This window comes from Flavobacterium sp., from assembly GCF_035299005.1.
Taxonomy (GTDB): Bacteria; Bacteroidota; Bacteroidia; order Flavobacteriales; family Flavobacteriaceae; genus Flavobacterium.
In genome coordinates this window covers 193,993-216,097 of the sequence record NZ_DATGXL010000015.1, presented here as the reverse complement: position 1 = coordinate 216,097, position 22,105 = coordinate 193,993, and the positions used below count along the sequence as shown (strand labels likewise).

At 31.8% G+C, this 22,105-nt stretch carries 15 protein-coding genes; 6 read left to right on the top strand and 9 right to left on the bottom strand.

Features of this window, described 5'->3' with window-relative positions; genetic code table 11:
• The first annotated feature begins 63 nt into the window (after positions 1–63).
• From VK164_RS12560 to VK164_RS12545, 4 genes are all read left to right on the top strand, one after another.
• A complete protein-coding gene (locus tag VK164_RS12560) occupies positions 64–7,419 on the top strand; it encodes a T9SS type A sorting domain-containing protein (protein WP_324209683.1) in 7,356 nt (2,451 codons plus the stop codon).
• A gap of 66 nt (positions 7,420–7,485) precedes the next feature.
• The gene (locus tag VK164_RS12555; RefSeq protein WP_324209682.1) at positions 7,486–7,983 is read left to right on the top strand and encodes a GNAT family N-acetyltransferase; all 498 of its coding nucleotides are present in this window, start codon (positions 7,486–7,488) and stop codon (positions 7,981–7,983) included.
• A gap of 52 nt (positions 7,984–8,035) precedes the next feature.
• Complete coding sequence (locus tag VK164_RS12550; protein WP_324209681.1) at positions 8,036–9,499, top strand: TlpA family protein disulfide reductase; 1,464 nt, start codon at positions 8,036–8,038, stop codon at positions 9,497–9,499.
• Position 9,500: 1 nt separating this feature from the next.
• Positions 9,501–10,409: a hypothetical protein gene (locus VK164_RS12545; RefSeq protein ID WP_324209680.1), complete on the top strand. Its 909-nt coding sequence runs from the start codon at positions 9,501–9,503 to the stop codon at positions 10,407–10,409.
• A gap of 16 nt (positions 10,410–10,425) precedes the next feature.
• Here VK164_RS12545 and rluF read toward each other — a convergent pair whose 3' ends face one another.
• The 3 genes from rluF to VK164_RS12530 form a co-directional block, all read right to left on the bottom strand.
• Positions 10,426–11,214: a 23S rRNA pseudouridine(2604) synthase RluF gene (gene rluF, locus VK164_RS12540; RefSeq protein ID WP_324209679.1), complete on the bottom strand. Its 789-nt coding sequence runs from the start codon at positions 11,212–11,214 to the stop codon at positions 10,426–10,428.
• 136 nt (positions 11,215–11,350) lie between these two features.
• A complete protein-coding gene (locus VK164_RS12535; protein ID WP_324209678.1) occupies positions 11,351–12,130 on the bottom strand; it encodes a zinc ribbon domain-containing protein in 780 nt (259 codons plus the stop codon).
• 2 nt (positions 12,131–12,132) lie between these two features.
• Positions 12,133–13,227 (bottom strand): Nif3-like dinuclear metal center hexameric protein, encoded by a 1,095-nt coding sequence (locus VK164_RS12530; protein WP_324209677.1) that lies wholly within the window; start codon positions 13,225–13,227, stop codon positions 12,133–12,135.
• Between the two features lie 104 nt (positions 13,228–13,331).
• Here VK164_RS12530 and lpxK point away from each other — a divergent pair, with 104 nt between their 5' ends.
• Positions 13,332–14,348, top strand: coding sequence for a tetraacyldisaccharide 4'-kinase (lpxK, locus tag VK164_RS12525; protein WP_324209676.1), 1,017 nt, complete (start codon positions 13,332–13,334; stop codon positions 14,346–14,348).
• Positions 14,320–15,132 (top strand): purine-nucleoside phosphorylase, encoded by an 813-nt coding sequence (locus VK164_RS12520; RefSeq protein ID WP_324209675.1) that lies wholly within the window; start codon positions 14,320–14,322, stop codon positions 15,130–15,132. Before lpxK ends, VK164_RS12520 begins: the two co-directional genes overlap by 29 nt.
• Here VK164_RS12520 and VK164_RS12515 read toward each other — a convergent pair.
• The 6 genes from VK164_RS12515 to VK164_RS12490 all read right to left on the bottom strand — a co-directional run bounded on the left by VK164_RS12515 (position 15,107) and on the right by VK164_RS12490 (position 22,042).
• Positions 15,107–17,311 carry a tetratricopeptide repeat-containing hybrid sensor histidine kinase/response regulator gene (locus VK164_RS12515; protein ID WP_324209674.1) on the bottom strand — a complete coding sequence of 735 codons (2,205 nt, stop codon included), beginning with the start codon at positions 17,309–17,311 and terminating at the stop codon, positions 15,107–15,109. The genes VK164_RS12520 and VK164_RS12515 overlap by 26 nt on opposite strands.
• Before the next feature lie 59 nt (positions 17,312–17,370).
• Positions 17,371–18,381 carry a type I glyceraldehyde-3-phosphate dehydrogenase gene (gap, locus tag VK164_RS12510; protein WP_324209673.1) on the bottom strand — a complete coding sequence of 337 codons (1,011 nt, stop codon included), beginning with the start codon at positions 18,379–18,381 and terminating at the stop codon, positions 17,371–17,373.
• 62 nt (positions 18,382–18,443) lie between these two features.
• Positions 18,444–19,316 carry a lipoyl synthase gene (lipA, locus tag VK164_RS12505; RefSeq protein ID WP_324209672.1) on the bottom strand — a complete coding sequence of 291 codons (873 nt, stop codon included), beginning with the start codon at positions 19,314–19,316 and terminating at the stop codon, positions 18,444–18,446.
• Positions 19,317–19,461: 145 nt separating this feature from the next.
• Positions 19,462–20,265: an energy transducer TonB gene (locus VK164_RS12500; protein WP_324209671.1), complete on the bottom strand. Its 804-nt coding sequence runs from the start codon at positions 20,263–20,265 to the stop codon at positions 19,462–19,464.
• A 113-nt stretch (positions 20,266–20,378) separates the two neighbouring features.
• Entirely contained in the window at positions 20,379–20,945 is a 567-nt protein-coding gene (locus tag VK164_RS12495; protein WP_166236642.1) for an RNA polymerase sigma factor, read from the bottom strand.
• A complete protein-coding gene (locus VK164_RS12490) occupies positions 20,936–22,042 on the bottom strand; it encodes a glycosyltransferase (RefSeq protein WP_324209670.1) in 1,107 nt (368 codons plus the stop codon). Before VK164_RS12490 ends, VK164_RS12495 begins: the two co-directional genes overlap by 10 nt.
• Positions 22,043–22,105: the final 63 nt, after the last annotated feature.

Genomic DNA, 22,105 nt, shown 5'->3' with positions numbered 1-22,105 from the left:
GCTTTTATTGTTTTTTTTGTAAATTGACCGGCTTTTAAATAAAAATAATTAAATTAACTATTAATGAAAAATAATTACGATTCTGTTGTTTCTTGTAATTCCTCAGGAACAGCAAATTCTCAAAAACAAGAATGCAAATCGTGTTCTCCAGGAAAACAAAACTGGCGTTTATTCATAATGGCGTTTGTGGCATTGTTTTCGTTTGTTTTTGTTCAAGGACAGTCCTCTGCTAATTATGTTTTTACAACAGGAACAAGCACTTTGAATTCGATGACAGGGAGTACTCCAATTCCAGGAATAACTACATTTCCTGCGGATGATTCTGGTAGTACAGTATTGCCCATTGGTTTTAACTTCGTTTATATGGGAGTTAATTATTCATATTTTAGTGTGAATAGTAATGGTCAAATGAGATTACACACTACTGCTGGGGCTACTGCTATAGGAGGGACAAATGTTTCTACTTATTCGGCATCTACTGTTACATTTGCTCCTATGGCAGGAGATAATGAAACGGGTACTGGAATGTCTTACTTGGTTACAGGTACGGCTCCTAACAGAAAATTGATTATCGAATGGAATAATTTTTATGCTTATTATTCAGATCCGCAAACTTCAGGTAATATGCAAGTGGTGCTTTCTGAAAGTGTAGGAGAGTTTGAGTTTTTATATGGAGGTATAAAGAATTCGAATTCTACTAGTACAACTCGTTCAATTTTTCATAGTTCAAGTAATACAGCTAATTCTTCTGCATTTATTACAGTAGGTGTTACTCCAACTCAAAATACAGCAGCTACCACGCCTACAACAAATTCATTTGCTGCGAGTGTGCTAATTGCAAATTTGGCAAATACGTTTTATAAATTTACACCGGCTTCTACAGTTGGTGCACCAACAACATTAGCATTTACAGGTGTAACTTCTGCCGGAACAACGGTTAACTGGGTGGATAATTCTACTAATGAGTTTGGTTTTTTAATTACTAGAGCAACGGATGCTGCGTTTACTACAGGAGTAGTAACTTCAACTATAACTTCAACAACAGCAGCGGCAACAGGCCAGGCTTATTCATCTGTTCAGACAGGATTGCTGCCTTCTACTACATATTATTATAAAGTTCAAGCGCTTTCTGAAGGAGTAATTTCTGCGGATTTAACAGGTTCTCAAGTTACAAATGCTCCAGGAATATTTATTTCTGTTGCAACAGGAAATTTTGGAGTGGCAACTACTTGGGATGCAAATGCAGTGCCAACTCAATACGATAGTGTTACTGTTGATACAGGTCATACGGTAACCATTGATGCTACGGGTCAAGCAGCTAATAATGTTATTGTAAAAGGAACATTAGTTTATGGAACTACTCCTTCTTCTTTTGCTGTTAATGGAAATTTAACGGTTGATGCTGGTGCTTTAGTAAATGTATTTAATGGAACCACAGGTAAAACATTAACCGTTGCAGGAAATATTACTAATAATGGAACAATAGATGTTTCGGTTGGTGCAACTACAGCTGGTAATTTAACTTTAAATGGTTCAACTGTTCAAACAGTTGCAGGTACTGGTATTTTCAATACAAGTGTAATCAGAAATTTAACGTTTAGTAATACAAGTACAGCAATTCCAAATATTAATTGGGGTTTCAATAATATTAGTGTTGATAATAATTTAAATATAGCAAATGCTAAAATCAATTTAAATAGTAATAAACTTATTTTTGGTACTAGTGCCACTTCTGCAGGTGGAACATTTACTGTGACTAATGGAGGTTTTTTGAATGGAACTTTTTCAAGATGGTGGACAGCAGCTGGTGGTGGATATAATACTTCAGGTCCTACTTCTGTTCCAGCAGGAAGTCCAGCAGGAAGGTATCCTTTTTATACATCAACAGGTGAAGCTAGAGTCTTTTATTTAGGAAGAACAACTCCAACTGTAGGGGGAAAATTTGCTGTAACTTACAATAATGCCTCAACAATGACTAGTGGGCAAAATATTACAGATGGTTCTTATGTAGTAACAGATAGATGGGATGGTAATTTTGTTGTTTCTACAGATGGTACATCACCTGCTGCTGCTTCATATTGGGTAACAATATTTGCTCCAAATGCTTTTTATACATCTGCTTTAGGAGCAAGAATTGTTGCTCAAAGTGCATCTATTTCTGGAACTCATATTGCCACATCAAGTTTGCCAATTGGTCAAAGAAGTGGTGTTTCTTTAGCTGATTTAACTTCAGGTGCAGGTTTGTATCTTGGTATTAATTCAGCTGATATACCTTTTATTTCAGTAACAAATGGTGATTGGGAAACTGCATCAACATGGAATAAAAATGCTGTTCCTACAGCTTCAGATGTGGTTTATATTGCAAATGGAACTGCAGTAGCAGTAAATGCAACAGCAGCGGTTTCAAACGCAATGACAATCTATGCAGGAGGTACTTTAAATGTTGCTGGTAGTTCATTAGGTGTTACAACATCGGTTACTAATAATGGAACATTAAATGTAAGTGGTGGTGCAATGACTGCAACAACAACAGTAACTAACAATGCCTCTTCTACTATAAACATTTCCGGTACAGGAGCATTAACAGTAGGAACAACAATGACTAATAACGGCACTATCAATGCCAATGCAGGTAACTTAACTGTTACTGGCGGAAGTGCTACAGGTATTTCAAACTCTAGTACGGGAACATTTGTTGTTGCTGGTGGAACTGTTAGACAAGGTCCTGTGGGTGGTGGAAATACAACTTTCTCAAATTCAGGTATCTTAACAGTAAGTTCAGGAACTTTAAATATTAATGGAAGTTTATCGCATTCAGGTTCTCAATTCAATCAAAGTGGTGGTAATATTAATATAGATGGGAATGCCGCTGGAGTTACGGCTAATTCAGCATCATCGTATCATTTAAATATGACAGCAGTTGTTAACTGGACAGGTGGAACACTTACAATTGTTGACCCACATGCTAGTACTACATCAACGGATGTCTTATATTATAATTTAGGGACAAGTTCAAATGTTGGAACAGGTCATACTTTACGTTTTGGAGATGGAATTTCTACAGATGCAGGAGGAAATGCTATTGGTTTTAAAGCTAATACTTATGTAGGTTCTGGAAGAATTAATTATGGTAATTTAGTAATTAATGGAGGAACTGGAACAAACAGAATTGTTACTGGAGGAACATACTCTAATGTAGTTTTAGGAAACTTAACAATCAATTCAAGTTCAGAATACGCACCAGCTGTTACTGTATTTGTTGCCGGAGATTTTGTAAATAATGGAACTTTCACGCAGACTAGTACATTAACATTGTCTAGCTATGTAGGAACTACATCTGCTGTTTCAACTAACGCTCAAACTATTTCAGGTTCTGGTGTTTTTAGAAATTTAGCTACTTCACAAACGGCTAATTTAACTTCCTTAACAGTTAATAATTCAAACGCTACAGGAGTTACATTAAATGTTCCTTTATCAGTAAGTGGAACATTAACAATGACGTCAGGTATTATTAATACGACAAATACAAATTTATTATCTTTAGGAACGGCTACAGGAGCTGGAACTTTATCTGGTACTCCTAGTGCTACTAATATGGTTAAAGGTCCATTTGCTAGAACCATTGCTTCTGGAAATACAAATTCTACTTATGTTTTATTTCCAGTAGGTAAAACAGGATATGCACCTGTTTCATTAGCTCCTGCAACTTCAGCAGTAACGGTTATGAAAGCAGAAGCATTTGATTCTAATACAGGAACACAAAATGCGGCAATTACTAACATGACAACAGTGAGAAGATGGGAAGCACCAATTGTATCTGGAACGTTAACTGATTTAAATGTTCGTTTAGGTGATGCTGGGATTTTAGCAACAAGTATTCCTGTTCAAGCACCATCTGCTACTGGAGAATATACTAATAGTTTTGGTTCTGTAGCTACAGCGGTTGCTGGAGCAACAACGCAATCTAATACAGCAGTTACAAGTGCAAATTATACTGGTTTCTTGAGCTATGCAGATTCTAATGCTTGTAGTGGAACTCCATCACCTGGTAATACTTTGGCTTCAACAAATTCAATTTGTTTAGGCACAGCTGTTAACTTAAGTTTACAAAATGTAACTTCAGGAACTGGTGTTACATATCAGTGGAAGTCTTCAACGGATGGAATAACATATACAACTATTTCTGGTGCCACAAATGCAACATTGTCAGTAACTCCATCAGAGTCTACTTATTATGTTTGTGATGTTACTTGTTCGGCAGGTCCTTCTACGGGAACTTCAACTGCAGTTCAAATTATATTTTCAAATAGTATAGCAAGTACAACGCCAGGGACAAGATGCGGTACAGGTACTGTTGATCTTGGAGCAACAGCAAGTGCTGGAGCAACTGTTAAATGGTATAGTGCTATAACAGGAGGAACTGCTTTAGGTACAGGGACAGCATTCACAACTCCTTCTATTGCCGCTACTACAACTTATTATGCAGGAGCAGAATCTGCTACTACAGGTACTGCTCAATTCGGTACAGCTGTTACTGGAGCAGGAACAACAAATCTTTCTGCTTTTAATAATTATAGAGCAAGCGCTAAATATCAAATGATATATACTGCAAGTGAATTATCAAGTTTTGGATTAGTAGCTGGTAATATTACTTCTATAGGATATAATGTTTCTTCATTAGGTTCAGCTGCTACGAATGCAAATTATACCGTAAAAATGGCTCCTACAGGTTTGTCAACATTTGCAAATACAACATTTGAAACATCAGCATTTACGACATGTTATGGGCCATCAACTTATACGCATACAGCTAGTGGTTGGCAAATAATTACTTTTTCAACGCCATTTACATGGGATGGAACATCAAATATAATAATTGAAGTATCACATGATGGTATTGATGCTTCAGCTAGTGCGAATACTCAATTCTCAGCTACTGCAGGCAACACTGTTTTATATTCATACAATGGTGCAAATAATACTCTATCAACAAATAGATTTAATGTCTTATTTAGTGGACAGGTAGCTTGTGCTTCAGCAAGAGTGCCAGTTGTGGCTACAGTTAGTGCGCCACCAGTATTTACTTTAAGTTCAAATTCAGAAATTATTTGTAGTGGAAGTAATTCAAATGTAATTTCAATCACAGCTGGAGCTTCTGATTATGATACATATACATGGAATCCTTCAACAGGTGTTGCTGGTAATGCAACTATAGGTTGGACATTTAATCCAACAGTGACTACCACTTATACTTTGACAGCATCTCAATCTGGAGGAGCTTTATGTTCGACTACAGCTACAGTTAATATTACAGTTAATGCGAGTCCAACATTACTTGCTATTACACCTTCATCTGTTTCAACATGTGTTAACTCAATTCAGCCTTTAGTAGTTACAGGTGGAACAATTGGATCAAATGGTACTTCTCAGATAGGGACAGCGACTACTTTAACAAGTTCAACAGGTCAGCCTACAGCATTCTGTAATCGTTTTAAACACTATTGGTCACAAATGGTTTATACTGCAGCAGAATTGACAGCTGCCGGAGTTCAACCTGGAAATATCAATGCTATAAGTTTTAAAACAGGTGCGCAAGGATCTGCTAATAATGTTACAGATTTTAAAGTTCGATTGGGTAATACAACCAACAATACATTGACAGGTTTTACCACTACAGGTCTAACACAAGTTTATAGTGCTGCAACATATTCGACTGTTGTTGGAGTAAATACTATTACATTTGATACTCCTTATGTTTGGGATGGTACTTCAAATATTATTGTTGATATGAGACAAACTGGTGTAGACGATTTGTATAATTCTACAACAGAGTATACTGCAACAACTGGTAATACAGTAGTTTATGCAATCACATCAACAACAAATGCAGGTGGTTCAGATGGTTATGCAAATTCAGCACCTTCGGCGACAACAAGTCTTAATAGATTAAATACAACTTTTGTATGGGATAATAGTCAATCAACAGCGGTTACTTGGTCTCCTGCTACTGATTTATATACTGATGCTGCGGCTACTAACGCTTATGTGTTGGGTACACCAGCAACAACAGTATACTTTAAATCAAGTGTGGTTGGTGGTCCTACGAATTATACAGCTACTTCAACTTCTGTTAATGGTTGTACTTCTTCAGCAGTAGTTCCAGTTACTGTGAATGCTTTACCAGTAGTAGTGATTAATAATCCAGCTGCTGTATGTTCACCAGCGTCTGTTGATTTAACAGCGACTGCAGTTACAACAGGTTCTGATTTAGGTTTAACATTTACTTATTGGACTGATTTAGCAGCAACTTCTGCATTAGCTAATCCAAATACAGTTTCAACTTCTGGGACTTATTATATTAAAGGTCAAAATGCTAATGGATGTTCAGTTGTTCAAGCCGTTACTGTTACTATAAATGCTTTACCAACAGTTGTGATTAATAATCCAGCTGCTGTATGTTCACCAGCGTCTGTTGATTTAACAGCTACTGCAGTTACAACAGGTTCTGATTTAGGTTTAACATTTACTTATTGGACTGATTTAGCAGCAACTTCTGCATTAGCTAATCCAAATGCAGTTTCAACTTCTGGGACTTATTATATTAAAGGTGAAAATGCTAATGGATGTTCAGTTGTTCAAGCAGTTAATGTTTTAATAAATGTTCCAACTTCTAATAGTACTACTGCTTCAGCATGTGACAGTTATGTTTGGGCTGTTGATGGAGCTACTTATGCAGCATCGGGAACATATACGAATATTTCTACGAATGCTCAAGGTTGTACTCATACAGAAACATTGAACTTAACAATTACGCCAAGTACATCAAACAGTACAACAGCGTCAGCATGTGATAGTTATGTTTGGGCAGTTGATGGAGATACATATACAGCATCAGGAACGTATACAAACGTAGTTGGATGTCATACAGAAACATTGAACTTAACAATTAACCCATTACCAAATAATGCAACTACTCAATCAGGAGATACATTAACAGCTACTGAAACTGGAGCAACATATCAATGGGTACTTTGTGATGGATCATTTACACCAATTAGTGGTGCTGTAGGTCAGTCTTACTTAGTTACAGCAATTGGAAGTTATGCGGTTGAAGTTACGAGTGCAAATGGATGTATGTTAAGAAGTGCATGTATTAACGTTACAACTTTAAGTGGAAATACTTTCGACTTAACTAATTTAACTTACTATCCAAATCCAGTTATTGATTTCTTTACAATTAAATACAATAAAGAAATTCAATCTATCAATGTTTTTGATATAAGTGGAAGATTAGTTAGACAATTAAATCCTAAGCAACTAGAAGCGCAGATTGATATGTCTGAATTAGCAGCAGCAATCTATATTGTTAAAGTTAATGCTGATGGAAAACAAACTGAGATTAAAGTAATTAAAAAATAACTTTTAGTTTTAATAAAAAAGGGTCAATCTTTGCGGGTTGACCCTTTTTGTTTTTATTTTAGCAGAATGAAATTGACAGCATTAAAAATAGAACAACTTCCAATTGTTATTGAATTAACTAAGAAAATTTGGCCTGTAGCTTATGGTGAAATTTTGTCGAAAACACAGTTAGATTATATGATTGACATGTTTTATAATGAAATTGCTTTACTAGAATTAATAGATAAAGGACATGTTTTTTATCTAGCACAAGACGATAAAAATAATTATGTAGGTTTTGTTTCGTACGAGCTCAACTCTGAACCCAATAAAACTAAAATCCATAAAATTTATGTGTTACCCGAAACGCAAGGCACAGGTTTAGGGCGACAATTTTTTGAATTGGTAAAAGAAAAAGGCATAGAAAATAACCAAAAAGCCATTTTTTTAAACGTAAATAAATTCAATCATGCCATACATTTTTACACTAAACTAGGTTTTACAAAAGTGAAAGACGAAGTAATTGATATTGGAAACGGTTATATTATGGATGATTATGTGATGGAAGTAGATATTATACAATAAGATTTTATAATTATCGTTATACTAAAATTAAAATCGTATAATTATTTATAAAATGAAATACTTTCTCATAACGTTCTTTTGTCTTCAAATTTCGTATTCTCAAAATGTTTCAATTCAGTTAAAATTTCAAAATGTTACTGATTCTATTCCTATAGTTGTTAGTAAATCAATAAATGATAATGCTGCTTATTTTTTATACCATTCAGATACAATTTATACAAAGAATAATAGAGCTGAATTAAAATTCGATGCTAGTAATCCAGGTTTTCTTTACTTTGTGTTCTCCAAAGCCAATCCTGGAATTAATATTTTATATGAGCCAAATGAAACGATTGTTTTAAATGTCTCAAAGGATGAAAACAACAAATATTTTGTTCATTATGAAGGCAGAAATAGTTCAATCTTATTGGCGATAAATGTTGATACAATTTATAAATATCAAAAATTTGCACAAAAATTAAGACCGATTATTTTTAATGCAAATAAAGGAGCTGATATTTTAAACTTTATAAAGAAAGAACATAAATTAGAATCTGAAAGATTGAAAGCTTTTTTTGAAAATGGAGAAATCTCTAAAGATATTTATGAAATTTCAAAACTCTATCTAGAAACAACACTAGTTAATAATTCAAAAAGTATTATTGAAGATGTTTTTAGAATTGAAGAAGAATTTACAAAAACAAAATTGCCTAAAAGTGAATTTTTAGATTTATTAAACAATTTAATGACAGAATTTAATCCGTTTGATGATAAATTTAAAAATTTTACAACCTATGCTTTTTTTGATAACGTTCAATCGTTTACAAGGTTTATGGATGAAAGTGGCTTTGAAGAAAAACGTTATGATAGAGGATTATGGAAGAATAAAAATGTGAGAGACTACTATAATTTTATTCCATTGCATTTGCAAGAAAAATTGTTTGCTCATTTATTTAGTAACGATAGATTAGATGAAAGTGATTTTACACAATTTAAAAAAGTTTTTCCAAATAGTCGTTATACAACCTATTTAGAAAAATATTTAAAAAATAAAAAGTTTTCAGATTATAAACCTTATGCGTTTGGCTATTTCATAAACGGAAAATTTGAATATAATAAACAAGTTAATAGTGTTGATATAACTTCTATTATAAAAAATAATTTTAGCGGGAAAGCTGTTTTTGTTGATTTATGGGCTTCATATTGCGCACCTTGTTTTCAAGAGTTTTCTCATTCTCAAAAGCTATTTGCCTTTTTGAAAACAAATAACATCGAAATGTTATACTTAGCTATCGACAAAGACAAAGAAATTACTAAATGGCTTCCTAACATTAAAAATAATTATTTAGAAGGTAATCATATTTTTACATCAGATAAAATTCAAGAATCACTTCAGAAACTTTTAAATGAGCCTGACGGGGTATATATTCCACGATATTTATTATTTAATTCAAAAGGTGAATTAGTTTTGCCATCAACAAAAAAGCCCTCAGAAGGTCAAGCTTTGTATGATGAAATTTTAAATGCTTTGAAATAAGATGAAAATAAATCTATCATTTGCATTGTTATTGTTTAGTTTGTTAGTTATGTCTCAAACTAAAAGAGATATTTTTTTACAGGATTCAATAATAAAACCGATTAATTATAAGCAGGTAACAAATAAGAAAATTTATCATAAAACGTATGACTTATTGAAGAAAGTGGATTCGGAATTTGGTTATGAAAAAGATATTCATCTTAAAATTTTGGAATTTTCTTATTTTCATAATGACTTAGATAATTTTAAAAAAGATTTATTGGTTCTAGTAAAAGATTATGGTTTTAAGATTGATTATTTAACAACCAATGAAAATTATTATAGCGATTTGATAAATGGAAAATTATCAAATTGGTTTAAAAAGATGTATTTAAAAAATCATTTAATTTGGGTTGAAAATAATTTCGACAAATTAAATGACATTCGAGCTTTGAACGAAATTAACATTAAAGATCAAACACTAGCTAAATTGTCTAATGTAATGATTGATATGAATTTAAATCAATCAGATAGTGTTAAAATCTATACAGTAATTCAAAGATTAAATGATGAAAACTTGCAATTAATTTACAAGATATCTGAAAAGAATAATTGTTTTGTTTTGTCTAAAAATTTTCCAATTGTTCAAAATAACTTAAATAGTGCTATCATTCATAATTTTCAGATGAATTTAGATGATAGTTGGAATTTACTGTATCCTCATATTAAAACCGCATATAAGAAAAATGAAATTGATAATGTTATTTTTCAAAATTATGATTTCTATAGGTATTTAAAGGACGGTTATCAAGAGTTTAATTCTTATAAAATAGAACAAATTCCTCCAGATTTTAGAAAAAATCAAGATCCAATTCCTTTAAAAGATGTTGATTTTTTTAATGAATTTAAAAAAGAAATGAAATGGGAATAACTTTAAGTTTTAAAACTTATCGATTCCTTTCCCCATAATTCCTCTTTCCAGTAAACTTACCTTTATTACTTGGTAAACTTGCTTCTTCCGTTTTACTTGAAGGTTCAATTAGTTTGTTTAATTCGATTATTTCAGTATCAGTTAGGTTTCGGTATTTTCCTTCTGGGACATCTAAGGAAATATTGATAATACGTGTACGTTTTAAAGCTGTTACTTCGTAATCTAAATATTCGCACATTCTACGGATTTGGCGGTTTAAACCTTGCGTTAAAATAATTCGGAAAACGTATTTGCTGATTTGTTCTACTTTACATTTCTTGGTAATCGTTTCCAAAATCGGAATTCCGTTTGCCATTCTGTCAATAAAGCGGTCGGTTATAGGTTTGTTAACCGTTACAATATATTCTTTTTCATGGTTGTTACGTGCTCTAAGAATTTTGTTTACAATATCACCATCATTCGTCATAAAAATCAATCCTTCACTAGCTTTGTCTAATCTACCAATGGGAAAAATACGTTCTGGATATTTTATAAAGTCTATAATGTTATCTCTAACGTCCAAATTTGTTGTGCATTCAATACCAGCTGGTTTGTTGAAGGCTAAATAAATTGGTTTCTCTTTACGTTCCTGAATCAATTTTCCGTTTACGCGCACTTCGTCACTAGGTGTTACTTTTGTACCCATTTCCGGGACTTTTCCGTTAATTGTAACTCTTCCTTGCTCAATCAAACGATCGGCTTCTCTACGTGAACAAAAGCCAGTTTCTGATAAAAACTTATTGATTCGGGTTGCATTTTCTTCCATGCTACAAAGATAGGTTTTTTAGTGAAATGTGAAAAGTGATTAGTGAATAGTAATTTGGGAGTTATGATATATTGTTTAAAGCAAAAAAAAAGCCCTTTTAAAAAAAGGACTTTCATTTATTTGGAAAAGGATTCAATTAGATGCTAGCAAATAATTTCTCCATTTTTTCTTTTTCTTCGTCAGCTAAAACACCGTCTACTAAGATTCTTCCACTGTGCTCATCTGTAATGATTTTTTTGCGAGCTGCAATTTCCATTTGAGTTTGTGGTGGAATTGTAAAGAAAGAACCAGCAGAAGCACCACGCTCAATAGAAACAACAGCTAAACCATTTCTAACGCTGTTTCTAATTCTGTCATAAGCTGCAATTAAACGTTCTTCGATTTGACCTCTTAATTCTTCTGATTTTGAAGATAAAAAGTTTTCTTCTTTTTCAGTTTCAGCCATAATGTCGCTTAATTCCGCTTTCTTATGTTTCAAATGTGTTTGTTTTCCTTCTAATTTTTCTTTTGTTTGAGCAATAACTTCTTTTCTGTGCTCAATAGAAGCTTTCATCTCTTTGATGTGTTTTTCAGCCAATTGAATTTCTAATTCCTGAAATTCCACTTCTTTAGTTAAAGAGTTGAATTCTCTGTTATTACGAACATTTTTTTGTTGTTCTAAATATTTTTTAATGGCAGCTTTGTGCTCGTCAATTGCGTTTTTCTTTTCTTTGATTTGCTCATCAATAGTTTCTAAATCGCTTTTTAACTTGTCTAAACGAGTAGAAAGTCCTGCTACTTCATCTTCTAAATCTTCTACTTCAAGAGGCAATTCTCCTCTAACATTTCTTATTTCGTCAATTTTAGAATCAACTAGTTGTAAAGCATAAAGGGCTCTTAACTTATCTTCTACGCTTATCTCTTTGATTGTTGCCATATTTAAAAGTACTTAACTGGATTTGTATTTTCTTCTGATAAAATGATTGCAAAATTAGTGATTTTTTCTTTAAGAAAATCAACTATGTAATTTTTTGTAAATCTTTCGCTTTCAAAGTGACCAATATCGGCTAAAAGTAATTGATTTTCAGCTTCATAAAATTGATGATATTTTAAATCTGCTGTTAGGTAAGCATCTGCTTCTGAGTTAATTGCGTTTTTAATTGCAAAGCTTCCACTACCTCCTAAAACGGCTACTTTTTTTATTGATTTTCCTGTAAAAATCGAATGTCTAATGCCTTCACATTGAAGTTTTTCTTTTACTAATTGTAAAAAAGCGGTTTCAGAAAGCGGATTTTCTAATTCACCAATTCTTCCTAAACCAATATTTTGGTGTTTGTTTTCTAATTGATAAATTTCATACGCAACTTCTTCATAAGCATGATTTTTGAATAAAGCACTTAATATTTTACTTTGTAAATGTTTTTCAAAAGTAACTTCGATTTTTATCTCCTGAGTTTCTACAAATTCAAATCGCTCTCCAAACTCAGGATTAGAGTTCTCATTTCCCATGTAGGTGCCAACGCCTTGCGAATTAAAACTACAATCTTCATAATTGCCAATTTTTCCCGCTCCAGCATCAAATAAAGCGTTTCGCAATTTTTCAACATTCTCAGGGATCGTATATGTAACCAATTTTTGAATGTATTTTTCCTTTGGAATTAAAACTTTTGAACGTTTCAATCCTAAGGCATCACAAAAAATTTTATTGACACCATTTTGATGATTGTCTAATGCGGTATGAACGGCATAAATTGCAATATCGTTCTTAATAGCCTTTAAAATAGAGCGCTCGACATAATTTTTACCTGTAATTTTCTTAATTCCTGAAAACAAAATAGGATGGAAGCAAACCACCAAATTACAATTTTTTGCTATCGCTTCATCAATCACTGATTCTAAAGCATCATGACAAACTAAAATGCCATTAACTTCTTGATTAGGATTTCCAACTAAGAGCCCAACATTGTCAAAATCTTCTGCATAACCCAGCGGTGCCATTTCATCAAGAACGGAAAGTATATTGGAAAGTTTCATCTGTTTTTAATTTTGATTAGACAAAATAACGAAATACAGCTTACAAATGAAATGATAAATCACATAAACTTTATTATAAAGATAAAATATTATACTTTCGTAGTATGATTTTGTTACGAAAAATATTATTCCCTTTAGCCTTTTTGTATTGGCTCATTACTTTTATCCGAAATTGGTTATATGATTTTGATATTTTTAAGAGTCATTCGTTTGATATTCCTATTATTGCTGTAGGAAATCTAAGCGTTGGTGGAACAGGAAAAACACCACAAATTGAATATTTGATCCGATTACTTTCTGATAAATATAAAGTTGCGGTTTTGAGTCGCGGTTACAAGCGAACTTCAGAAGGATTTATTTTAGCAGATAAAAACGCAACTGCTAGTTTAATTGGTGATGAGCCTTATCAGTTTTATTCTAAATTTTCAAACATTCAAGTTGCGGTTGATGCTAATCGTAAAAATGGAATAGAGAATTTATTACAACTTTCAAACAAACCGGATGTTGTTCTATTAGACGACGCTTTTCAACATAGAAAAGTAAAAGCTGGGTTTTATATTTTGCTTACAGCTTATGATGATTTGTTTAGTGATGACTATATTTTGCCTTTTGGAAATTTACGTGAGCCATCTTCTGGAAAAAAACGAGCTGATATGATAATTGTCACCAAATGTCCAAAGGATTTATCCGAACTTGCACAGTTGGAAATTAAAAAGAAATTAAATTGCAAAAAAGCGGTTTATTTTTCTTCAATACAGTATGATGATTTTGTTTTTGGAATTGATAGTCAAATGTTAGTTTCGGAGGTTCAATCAGAAAGTAAAGTATTGGTTGCTGGGATTGCAAAACCTAAATTGTTTTTTGATTTTTTAAAAAATGATAGGGATGAAACATTTGTATTTCCAGATCATCATCATTTTTCAAAGTTAGATTGTGAGCAAATTTTAGCTAAAGCAAATGGTAGAAAAATAATTACAACTGAGAAAGATTTTGTTCGCTTAAACGGATTATTGCCCAAAGAACAATTGTTCTATTTGCCAATAAAATCAACATTTTTAAATAGTATGAACATTGATAAAACGATAAAAGATTATGTGGGACAAAGTACAAGAAACTGTTAATTACATTAAAACCAAAACCAATTTTTCGCCAGAGTATGGGGTAATTTTAGGTTCAGGATTAGGAGGGTTTACAGATGATATTATAATTGAGCATACATTGCCATATACAGAAATTCCTAATTTTCCTGTTTCTACAGTTCAAGGACATAAAGGGGCATTAGTTTTTGGAACAATTGATGGTAAGAAAGTTGTAGCGATGCAGGGTCGTTTTCATTTTTATGAAGGTTATGACATGAAACAAGTTACTTTTCCTGTTCGTGTAATGAAATATTTAGGCGTGGAAAAATTAATAGTGTCTAATGCTTCAGGAGGTGTAAATCCATCTTATAAAGTGGGTGATGTTGCGGTAATTATTGATCATATCAATATGATGCCTGAGCATCCTTTACGAGGACACAATGATGAACGCTTTGGACCAAGATTTGTTAATATGAGCGAACCATACTCAAAAGCAATGAGTCTAAAAGCGTTTGAATTAGCAAAAGAGCTAAATATTGATTTGAAAAAAGGGATTTATTTAGGATTGCAAGGGCCAACTTTTGAAACTTTGGCTGAATATAAAATGGTAAAAGCTTTAGGTGCAGATTGCGTAGGAATGTCAACTGTTCCTGAAGTTATTGTGGCGCGACACATGAATATGGAATGTTTTGGCGTTTCGGTAATTACAGATATGGGTGATGAGGAAAATATTGAAGAAGTAAATCATGAAGAAGTTTTGGAAGCCGCTAAAAAAGCTGAGCCAAATGTGAGAAACTTGATTAAGAATTTAATTGCTCAGTATTAGTTAAATAGTTTATCACCACATCATAAAAATGCTCTGGTTCAAATGGTTTTGTAATTACTTCATTCATACCATAGGACAAGAGCATTTCTTTATTTTCGTTTAAAGAGATTGCAGTTAGTGCTACAATTGGAGTTGAAGTATTAAATTTTCTTATTTCAGTTGTAGCTTCAGTTCCATTGATTCCTGGTAAGTGCACATCCATTAGAATAAGATCGTAATGATTTGTTTTAACGTTTTCAATTGCTTCTTCTCCGTTATCAATAATAATACATGAAATGCCTTTTTTCTCTAGCATTTTTTGTGTAATCATCTGATTGATTTTATTATCTTCCACTAAAAGAACAATTTTCTCAGTTAAATTTTTTATCGTAGGTTTTATTTCAGGTTTTATTTCACTTTTTACTCCTTTTTCAAATTCTAGTTCAAAAGAAAAAGTACTTCCTTTTCCGCTTTCGCTTTTTAAATGAATGGTACTTCCCATCAGTTCAAGAATTTTTTTAACAATTGAAAGTCCTAGCCCTGTGCCTCCATAGGTGCGATTGATTTCAACTGATCCTTGACTAAAACTGTCAAAAATAGCGTCTTGTTTGTCTAAAGGAATTCCTATACCATTGTCTTTAATTTCAAAATATAATTTAATTACATTTGAATCTTCATGTTGCTTTTTAATTGTAAACCACACGTCACCATTTTTACTAAATTTAATGGCGTTGTTTAATAAATTGATGACAATTTGTGAAAGTTTGGTTGGGTCTCCTTTTAAGTTTGTGGTAATGGATTCGTCAATTTTTAAATGACATTTAATATTGTTTTCATGTATGAATTCTTTAAATGAAATAGTAATATTTTCTATTAATTCTTTTAAGTTGAAATTGATTTTTTCAACAATAACTTTGTCAGATTCTAATCGATTTATTTCTAAAATATCATTGATGAAATTTAGTAAGTAATTGCCAGAAAATTCTAAAGATTTTAGATAATTTAATTGACTTGCTTTTGGTTTTTCTTGGAGCAATAAATAAGTAATACCATTAATGGCATTCAAAGGCGTTCTCAATTCATGACTTACAGTAGATAGGAAATCGGCTCTGGCTTTTGAAGCTAATTCAGCTCTTTCTTTTTCAATTGTTAGTTCTTTGTTTTTGTCTTTCAGAAGCTTGTTTGTACTTGTTCTGATTTTATTGTTTTTGTAAAGCGATAAACTCAATAACGATAGAATAGATATAAGTGCAATACTAAGAATACTGATTAATTTTGAAAATCGTAATGTTTTTTGTTGGCTTTTTTTGTCTTTATCCAGTTGTTCAATTGTTCTTAGCTGTTCATCAAATTGAATTTTGTTAATCATATTTTCTGATTCATAACTATAAAGATTACTGCTAATAGAATCAGTTAAATGAGAGTATTTTTTTAAGAACAATAACGATTGCTTGGTATTGTTTGTTTTCTCATATGCAATACTTAATTGTTTTAATATTCTCTTTGTTAGTTCAAAATCAGTTTTGTTTGAAGTATTTGTAGCGTTGGCTAAATTAAAATAATTTATAGCAGAGGTATATTTTTTTTGAGCAAGTTCAATTTCTCCTAATTGAATGTAAGCTTCTGTTTTTGTGGTTAAAAACGTGTCATCTGTTAGATTTTCAATTACAGATTTTAATGTTTCTGTAGCGGCAATATAATTTTTTTTCTCTTTTTTAATGATTCCTTTTTGAAGGTTGATTAATTCAATTGCTTCTAAAAAATTTAATTCTTCATACAGTGAAGCTGCTTTTTCAAAATATATTTCTGCTACCTGAATATTGTCTTTTTTTAAGTAACATTTTCCAAGGCCATAATAGGATAATGCCAAATTTGTTTTTGGTTCTTTTTTATTAAAAAGATTAACGGCTCTAATGAAATAATCAATTGCTAGATCATTTTTTTCTAAGTCATAATAAATATTACCAAGTTGAAGATAACAATCAGCAAGTTTATCGTCGAGGTTGTTTTTTTTAGCATATTCGATTGCTTTTTCGGTAAATAAAATTGCTTTGTTGTATGATTTTTTATCTTCTTTGTTAAATAGTCCAATTTCTAAGTAGTAATCTGTACTATCACTAATTTTTGCAGCATCTTTATACACTTGAGAATAACCTAGAGAGGTTACTAATAGTAAATATGTAATAAATTGCTTAATCAATTGGTTAGAGATTATTTTTTAACCCTGCAATTTAAGTTTTTTACAGATAAAAAAAAACTTTATTTTTTTGAAATATATGATATCAGGTTTATTAGTCTAGATGAATAACCAATTTCATTATCATACCATCCAACAATTTTTACCATTTTATCAATAACTGAAGTGAGTTGAGCATCAAATAGGCATGAGTTTTGATTGCCAATAATGTCAACAGAAACTATAGGGTCTTCGGTGTAATCTAGAATTCCTTTTAAATTAGTTTCAGCAGCTTTTTTGAATGCTTGATTTATTTCTTCAATTGAAACTTGTCGTTTTACATTAAAAGTAATATCTGTTAGAGATCCGTCTGGAACTGGAACACGAATACCACAACCTCCAATTTTACCTTCTAATTCAGGAAATATTTTTGTTAGTGCTTTTGCTGCTCCTGTTGTTGTAGGAACTATAGATTGTGAAGCGCCTCTAGCTCTTCGTAAATCTTTATGAGGTTGATCGTGTAAACTTTGGTCTGTAGTGTAGGAGTGAACAGTAGTAATGTATGCTTGCTCTATTTCGCATAGTTCTTGGATGATTTTAATCATTGGAGCTGCATTGTTGGTAGTACAACTCGCATTAGATATTATATTTTCAGTTCCATTTAAAATATGTTCATTTACGCCGAAAACCACTGTTTTGATTTCGTCAACTTCTGATGGAGCTGAAAGAATTACTTTTTTTGCTCCAGCTAAAATATGTTGATTAATTTCTTCAAACGTCTTAAATTTTCCTGTGGATTCAATCACAATATCGACATTTATCGATTTCCAATCTAAATTTTTAATTTCTTTTTCGTGGAAAAATAAATACTCTTTTTTATTTATTAAGATTGAATCTTCTGAAAAAGTAACTTCTTGATTTAAAACACCATGAATGCTATCATATTTCACTAAATGTGCCATTGTTTTATTGTCTGCAATATCATTTATGGCAACTACTTCGATTGTAGGATGGTTTAAAAGTAATCGAAACAAGTTACGTCCAATTCTTCCAAAACCATTAATAGCGATTTTTATTTTTGTTTCAGGTTTCAAGTTTAGTTTGTTTCAGGGTTTTATCTGGAATTTAATTAACTAGTCACTAATTGTTATATAAATTAATAAATATGTTTTTCAGCATGATATGATGAGCGTACTAAAGCCCCACTTTCCACATGTCTAAAGCCTAACTCTTTACCTATTTGTTCATATTTTGCAAATTGTTCTGGAGTAATAAATTCTTTAACAGGCAAATGTTTTTTACTTGGTTGTAAATACTGACCAATTGTAACTATATCAACTTTAACAGCTGCTAAATCGTGTAAAACTTGAATTACCTCTTCTTCAGTTTCGCCTAATCCAAGCATAATTCCCGATTTTGTTCTTTTGATACCTTGCTCTTTTAAATAGCGAAGTACTTCCAAACTTTTCTCGTATTTTGCTTGTATACGTACTTCTCTTGTTAATCTTTTTACAGTTTCCATATTGTGTGAAACTACCTCTGGATTTACTTCAATAATTCGGTCTAAGTTACGAGTATTTCCTTGAAAGTCAGGAATGAGTGTTTCCAAAGTTGTATTTGGATTCATTCTTCGAATTGCTTTTACTGTTTCTGCCCAAATAATTGATCCCATATCTTTCAAATCGTCTCTGTCAACACTTGTGATTACGGCATGTTTGATGTTCATTAGTTTTATTGAACGAGCTACTTTTTCAGGTTCATCCCAGTCCACAGTTTCAGGACGACCGGTTTTTACTCCGCAAAAACCACATGAGCGTGTACAAATATTTCCTAAAATCATGAATGTTGCAGTTCCTTCTCCCCAGCATTCACCCATGTTTGGACAGCTACCCGAAGTACAAATTGTATTCAATTTATATTTGTCTACTAATCCTCTAAGTTCTGTGTATTTTTTACCAGTAGGCAATTTTACTCTTAACCATTTTGGTTTTGGAGTAGGTGGTAAAACTGATTCTAAAACAGTATTCATAATCTAAATTTTGAAAAGCAAAGATACGACATCAAATTTAGAATTTAGAAGTATGAATTTAGAAAAAATAATAACATTAATAAAGTTTTGTGATTTGTTTTACATTTTAATGCAAATAAAAAAAGCTACCGAAGTAGCTTTTTAATTATTCAGGTTGAATTACAATTGGAAGTGTGTAAGCTGTTCTCACCGGATTTCCGTCTTTAATTCCTGGCATCCATTTTGTTTTTAATGATTTTAAAACACGAATTGCTTCTTTGTCTAGGTTATATCCAGGATTTTGTACAACTTTAATATCTGTTAATGTTCCATTTTTTTCAATTACAAATGAAACCATAATGCGTACCGGTTTTGAAAATTCTGTTTCTGGTTTTTCAAATTTTTTCCCAACATATTGGTAAAACTTTTCAATTCCACCAGGAAAAGTTGGTTGTTTGTCTAAAAGTGCTGAAATCATTGGTCCTGGGTCAACAGGTGGATTGATTACAACGCTAGTTGTTCCTCCATTGCTAGGTATAATACCTGTTCCGTTCCCTTCACCAGTTGTTGCTGGAGTATATGTAGCTTGACTATTTGTTGGCACATTTACAGATACTTCAGTAGGAGCAACAACCATACTGGTTAGATTAGTTGGTGTTACATCTTGTTGTGCGGCAACTTTTTGTTGAGGCTTTACTTCAGGCAATACTACATCTGGCTCAAGGTCAATTGATGTTATGACTATTGGGTCATCAAGAGTTGGTGTGTTTGGGATAATATCTGGCGTGCTGAATTTTCCTTGAATTACAAAAACAGCTACAATTGTGCTTATAAATGCAAATCCACTAAATAAAGCCATTAGTGTTGTTCTTGGATTTTCTTGACGCAATTGATATGCACCATATTCTTTGTTTTTGCCTTCAAAAACTAAATCAATCCATTTCTTCTCATAGATACTTACATTTTTCATAATTGTTATTTTTAAATTGTTAAGTATATATGTTTCATAAGCTAAATAATTACACTATTTTAACATATAACATAAATTATATATAAAATATTGTACCAAAAGTTAAAAAAAAATTAATTTTTTTCTTGAATGATTTCGGAAAGTAATTTTTTAGCTCGTAAAAGCTTGATTTTGATATTGTTAAGCGGCTCTTCGAGTTGGTCGGCCATTTCTTGATACGTCATTTCTTGAAAGTAACGCATTTGAATTACTTCTTGGTAAGCTGGTTTTAGTTTTTTTATATATTGAAGCAGTTGAGCTAAGTTTTGCTCAATAATTAGTTCGTCTTCTGCAGATGCTGATTCATCCGCTACACGATAGGCTTGTTGGTCTTCTTCGTCTGTAATGTCAACAAAAAGTGAAGATTTCTTTTTACGGAGCATGTCGATATGAACATTTTTTGCAATAGCAATTAGCCAAGTATTAAATCCATATTCGGGGTTATAAGTTGCAATTTTGTCAAAAGCCTTTGCAAAAGTTTCGATTACGATATCATCTGTATCAGTTTCGTTTTCTGTGCGTTTTAACATGAATCCGTAAACTTCATTCCAAAAAAAATCTAATAGAAATGTGAAAGCAACTTGGTCTCCCTTTTTTGCTTTTTCGATGTTTTTTTGAATAAGTACTGAATTTACTTCCAATGGACAGGTTTTGAAATTAAATTTCTAAAAAATACATTTAGTTGTGTAAAAATAAGAATTAATTCGATGATTGGATACCAATACATTACATCTTTTTCTTTTAGTTTAGCAGCTGCATATCCAAGCGATATCCACGTGAATAGATATCTGAACAATAGTATTCCTAATACAATCATCCATTGAAATTGAAAAGCAAGTAAAACAATTGCTGTAATAAAAAACCAAAATTGAGAAAAGAAGAATAATCCTAGTTGAAATTTATCAAATCCTTTATAATATTTAGCTGTAGTTGCATGCCTTCTTTTTTGATAAAACCAAGATTTAAAAGTAGTTTTAGGTTCAGAAAGTGTGAAGCTTTCAGGAGTAAATAAAATCTCTATGTTTTTTTTCGAGGCAGCTTGATTAATGAATAAATCATCGTCTCCTGAGCGAATTTTCATGTGATCCATAAAACCACGAACATTGAAAAATTCTTCTCTTTTGTATGCTAAATTTCGTCCAACACCCATGTATGGGTTTCCTATTTTTGCCCAAGAAAAATATTGTGTAGCTGTTAATAAAGTTTCAAAACGAATAATTTTGTTTAGGAAAGAGTTTTTAATTTTTTCATAAGCTCCATATCCTAAAATTATTGTTTTCTCTTTTGAAAATTGAGATGAAATATGTAGTAACCAGTCATTAGAAGCAGGATAACAATCAGCATCTGTAAATACTAAATATTCGTTTTTTGCAGCTTTTATTCCTAATGTTAATGCAAATTTTTTGTTACCCCAAAAAGCTTCGTTATTTTGAACTTTAACTAGTTTTACGTTTGTGTATTGTTTTTCGTAAGTTTCAAAAAGTTCTAATGTTTCATCGCTAGAAGCATCGTCAATTAAAACAATTTCATAATCAGGATAGTTTTGAGAAACTAACAAAGGAAAATGTTTCTTGATGTTTTCTTCTTCGTTTTTAGCGCAAACGATAATTGAAATGGGAAGTTTTTTAGGTTGTACAGTTTGTTTTTTTGCGAAAGAAAATTGTCCAAAAATAAACACATAGTACACTAATTGAATCAGTGTAATTCCTATAAAAACAAATAATAATACTAACAGCATAGAACTAAAAATTGTATCGATTTTAATATCGGGCAAATGTAATTAATAATAAATAATTTTTAA